The sequence below is a fragment of the Arthrobacter sp. H41 genome (assembly GCF_000520535.1).
GTDB lineage: Bacteria > Actinomycetota > Actinomycetes > Actinomycetales > Micrococcaceae > Arthrobacter_D.
In genome coordinates this window covers 33,605-38,032 of the sequence record NZ_KI914792.1, presented here as the reverse complement: position 1 = coordinate 38,032, position 4,428 = coordinate 33,605, and the positions used below count along the sequence as shown (strand labels likewise).

4 protein-coding genes are annotated in these 4,428 nt (G+C 68.2%); 2 read left to right on the top strand and 2 right to left on the bottom strand.

The genetic code is table 11. The features are described from left to right. Positions 1–75: 75 nt before the first annotated feature. Positions 76–1,476, top strand: coding sequence for an MFS transporter (locus Y705_RS18610; RefSeq protein WP_049822515.1), 1,401 nt, complete (start codon positions 76–78; stop codon positions 1,474–1,476). A 59-nt stretch (positions 1,477–1,535) separates the two neighbouring features. Here the strand turns inward: Y705_RS18610 and Y705_RS18605 are convergent, their stop codons facing one another. Further along, entirely contained in the window at positions 1,536–1,856 is a 321-nt protein-coding gene (locus Y705_RS18605; protein ID WP_049822514.1) for a DUF6457 domain-containing protein, read from the bottom strand. Between the two features lie 109 nt (positions 1,857–1,965). Further along, on the bottom strand, positions 1,966–2,997 hold the full coding sequence (locus Y705_RS18600; protein WP_049822521.1) for an AraC family transcriptional regulator: 1,032 nt from the start codon (positions 2,995–2,997) through the stop codon (positions 1,966–1,968). A 69-nt stretch (positions 2,998–3,066) separates the two neighbouring features. On the opposite strand from Y705_RS18600, the gene Y705_RS18595 reads away from it, so the two are divergent. Then, on the top strand, positions 3,067–4,428 hold a 1,362-nt coding region (locus Y705_RS18595), incomplete at its 3' end, for a flavin-containing monooxygenase (protein ID WP_081737929.1).

Below are 4,428 nucleotides of genomic sequence, written 5' to 3'. Positions count from 1 at the left end.
ACCCGGCTTATAGACTGCTGGGACCTGCCCGCCTGAGCGGCAGGTTCCGGCAGTCGAGGCAAGGCAGGCACAAGGGTGAGCGGAAGCAAGGCCGGTACGCCGCAGGACCCCGTCCAGCGCAAGGTTGTTTCCGTCCTGGTGTTCGCGCAGATCCTCGGTGGGATCGGCATGGGCGCAACACTTTCCTTGGGTGCCCTACTCGCAGCCGAGACGTCGGGCTCAAGTGCGTGGTCCGGCATGGCCGCGACCATGAGCACCCTTGGCGCAGCGACCGCGGCGGTCCCGCTTGCAACCCTGGCCCGCAATCGTGGACGGCGGGTCTCGCTCTCCACGGGCGCCACCATTGCCGGCGGCGGAGCGATACTCGCCGTCGTCGCGGCCTCGCTGTCCCTGTTCTGGCTGCTTCTCCTGTCCCTGGCGCTGCTGGGTGCTGGTGGAGCCACGAGCCTCCAGGCACGCTTCGCCGCCACCGACCTCGCCGCCCCAGGCACCCGGGGCCGGGATCTCTCGATCGTCGTGTGGTCCACCACCGTGGGCGCGGTCCTCGGCCCCAACCTCTTCGAACCGGGGCAGGCCGTTGCCGCGGTCTTCGGCCTGCCCGCCCTCAGCGGCGGCTTCCTGTTCTCCATCGCCGCCCAGGCGGGAGCGGCGATCATCTACGCGGTGGGCCTTCGCCCCGACCCGCTGCTGACGGCGCTCGAGCGAAGCACGACGACGCACGCGGGCGCGATTGCTGCACGTACTGCGGATGCCGGGATTCCGGGCAGCGGCGGACGTGCCGGCGCCGGCGGAAGCATCAGCCGTGGCGCGGGTCTGTCGGGCCCGCAGACCAACGACGACGGCGGCGGCGCCGGCAACGCCGACGCCGGTGTCCCCAGCGACAGCGCTGCCGGCGCGAAGCAGCACGGCCCACGTGGCCTCGTGATCCTTCGACGCAACCCAACGGCCCGGTACGCCGTCGGGAGCATCGCGATCAGCCACTCCGCCATGGTTGCGCTGATGTCCATGACGCCCGTTCACCTCCACGATGCCGGCGCGACACTGGGAATCGTCGGCCTGACCATCAGCCTCCACGTGGCGGGCATGTATGGCCTTTCGCCCCTCTTCGGCTGGCTCTCGGATCGCGCAGGCCGCATCCGGACCATCGTCCTGGGACAGGTCCTGCTGCTCGGAGCGCTGTTCCTCGCCTGGATCGGGGCGGAATCGCAGGGTGCGGTGACCGCCAGCCTGATCCTGCTGGGCCTCGGCTGGTCGGCTTCGGTGGTGTCAGGTTCCACCCTCCTCGCCGACTCGGTTCCCCTCGAGGAGCGCGCTGCCGTCCAGGGCTCGTCGGACCTGCTCATGAACTCCGCCGGCGCCCTGGGCGGGGCGCTGGCCGGGCCGGTCCTCACCCTCGTGGGCTATGCGGGGCTGGGGCTCTGCGCCATGGCCCTGGTGGTTGCCGTGCTCGCCTGGACGACACTGCGCTCGCGCTGACGCGCATCAGGCAACTGGCCGGTTCCACTGACGGGCGAACCGGCTGACGGGCGAACCGGCTACTGGGCGGAACCCGTCCAGCCCGACTTCTCCTGCCCGTCGCCCGGATTCTGCGCCACGATCTCGAGAACAGTGCTGGAGGCCTTCTGCACTGCTGCGTCAGAACCCCTCCGGCCTCTGGTGGGCGATGAGCCCGCGGCATAGCCAACGAGGAAGGCGCTGATGGCTCCGGCGTTCGGCGAGATGGACTTCGAGGAGTGCTCGGCAACCTCGACGATCCTCTCGTGGTCCACCTCGAGGTCAAGGATCTGTAGCGCCTGCGTGAGCTTCCGGCTCCATTCGCTGAGCTCGTGTTCCTCGGCATCGATATTGACGGTCATCGCTTCTCCTTGGTTGGCAGTAGTCCTCCTTCAAGGAATAGCATCAGCGGGCGGTGGGCACAATGGAATTCCACGAGAGCTCCCGCCGGGTCCGCCCCGTCCGCCCCGATCAGGGCGCTCCCGCTTCCGGATCCGCAGCAATGCCCTGTGCCCGGACGGCACGCGGCGTCGCACCGAACCACCGCCGCGCACAACGTGTCAGTGCCGACTGTTCGGACAACCCCACGAGCGCGGCAATCTGCACGAAGGGAAGATCGGTCCGCGTGATGAGCCGCAGCGCCGACTCGCGCCGGGCGTCGTCGAGCAGGATGCCGAACGAAGTCCCTTCAGCTGCGAGTTTCCGCTGCACCGTCCGGGGGTGCATTCCCAGCAGGCGGCCCGTGGACTCGATCCGTGCCGGGGATGTTCCGAGCGACCGGTCGATCGCGACCCGGACCTGCGGCGCAAGGGTTCGTCCCGGCTCCGGAAAGCGTGTCTGAAGGTACGTCAGGGCGATCTCGCGAAGCGCCTCGTCGACGCCGGTCAGGGGACGGTCGAGGAGGCTGCGTGGGACACCGAGCAGCGCCGACTCCTGCTGGAAATGCACTTCTGCGCCGAAAAAGGCGGTATACCGCGATGCCGGGGCCAGCGGCCGGTGCGGCAGATGCACCGAGTGCAGACCGTACGGCCCGCCCACCAGGAACCGCATCATACGGTGGACGAAAGCGAGGCCCACATCCGATCCCTGCCGGGGTGGAGCACTGCCGTCAGCCGATCCGTAGCGCAGCCCCACCCCGTGCCTGCCCTCGGGAGCGGCAACGATGCTGAAGCTGAGTATCGGGCTGTGCACGAACAGGAACTGCGAGGTGCACTCCAACGCTCCATTCACCGTCGGTGCGTTCTGCACGGCGATGGCCAGCGGACCGAGGATGCCGATGTCCTGATGCAGTGCCATCTGCAGTCCGAGGTCGGGACAGGGCAGTTCACGGGCCGCACCCTCGAGCAGCCGGCCCATGGCGACGTCGGATACCAGCACGTCGTCGGAGTCCAGCGCCTCGACGCCCACGCCGTAACGCTCCGCGAGGAGCCCGGCATCGCCCTGATGAGCTTCGACGACGGCACGGAATCCCCGGATCCCGGCCGACCGGATGAATGACTTCATGTCGTCCAAGGGTAAATACCTGTCATCCTGAGTCAAGTACTCCTGGCGTGTCTGGGAAATAATCGAAGGATGCCCCAACACCCTGAACACCTCGACGTCGTCATCGTGGGCGCCGGCCTTTCCGGTATCGGAGCCGCCTACCGCCTGAAGACCCACTGTCCGGGTAAGAACTTCGCAGTGCTCGAAGCCCGGGATTCGATCGGTGGGACGTGGGATCTTTTCCGCTACCCCGGCGTGCGCTCCGACTCCGACATGTTCACCCTCAGCTATCCGTTCCGCCCCTGGACTGGCGCCAGATCCATCGGCGACGGCGCCTCCATCCTCAGCTACATCCGCGACACCGCCGCGGATACCGGCATTGCGGAGAGCATCCGCTTCAGCACGCGGCTGGTCAGAGCGACGTGGTCCACGGCGGACGCCCACTGGCTCCTCGAACTCGAAATGACAGGCCAGGACGGCGCCATCGAGCGCCGGTCATTGACCTGCGGTTTCCTCTACTCCTGCACGGGCTACTACGACTACGACCGCGGCTATGAGCCGCCCCTCCCCGGCATCGAGGACTTCCGTGGCCAGGTGGTCCGGCCGCAGTTCTGGCCGGCGGACCTCGACTACACGGGGAAGCGTGTGGTGGTGATCGGCAGCGGCGCCACCGCCATCACGCTCGTGCCGTCGATGGCCGACGACGCCGCCCACGTCACCATGCTCCAGCGCTCCCCCTCGTACATCCTCGCCGTGCCGAGCCGCGACGGGTTTGCCGACGCCGTGCGCAGGTACCTTCCGGCCGGGGCCGCGCACCGCCTTGCGCGGGGGAAGAACGTCCTGGTCACGCAGGCCTTCTACCAGCTGTGCAGGCGCCGCCCCGAGCTCGCCAAAAAGATGTTCCGCAAACAGGCCACGGCCATCCTGGGCGACGGGCAGACGGTGCGGGACAACTTCACCCCCCGGTACAGCCCCTGGGACCAGCGGGTGTGTTTCGCCCCGAGCGCCGACTTCTTCCGCACGCTGAAAACAGGCAAGGCATCGATAGTGACCGACACCATCGAAACCTTCACGCCTCGCGGAATCCGGTTGTCCTCGGGACGGGAGCTCGACGCCGACGTCGTGGTCACTGCCACCGGGCTCTCGATGCTGCCGCTCGGCGGCGCGAGCTTCAGCGTGGACGGGAAGGCGGTCGACCTCGGCGAGACCTGGGTGTACCGCGGGGTCATGCTCAGCGGCATCCCCAACCTGGCGCTGTGCGTCGGCTACACCAACGCGTCCTGGACGTTACGGGCGGATTTGAGCTCCCGCTACGTCTGCCGCCTGCTCAAGCACATGGACAAACACGGTTACCGCTCGGCGGCACCAGTTGCGAAAAGCGGCATGGCCCGGCGGCCGATCCTCGACCTCACCGCGGGCTACGTGCAGCGGGCGGCCGGCGCCTTCCCCAAA

Excerpts from the sequence above, each read along its gene's own strand:
- Y705_RS18605 (WP_049822514.1), bottom strand. The coding sequence starts at position 1,856 with ATGACCGTCAATATCGATGCCGAGGAACACGAGCTCAGCGAATGGAGC.
- Y705_RS18600 (WP_049822521.1), bottom strand. The coding sequence starts at position 2,997 with ATGAAGTCATTCATCCGGTCGGCCGGGATCCGGGGATTCCGTGCCGTC.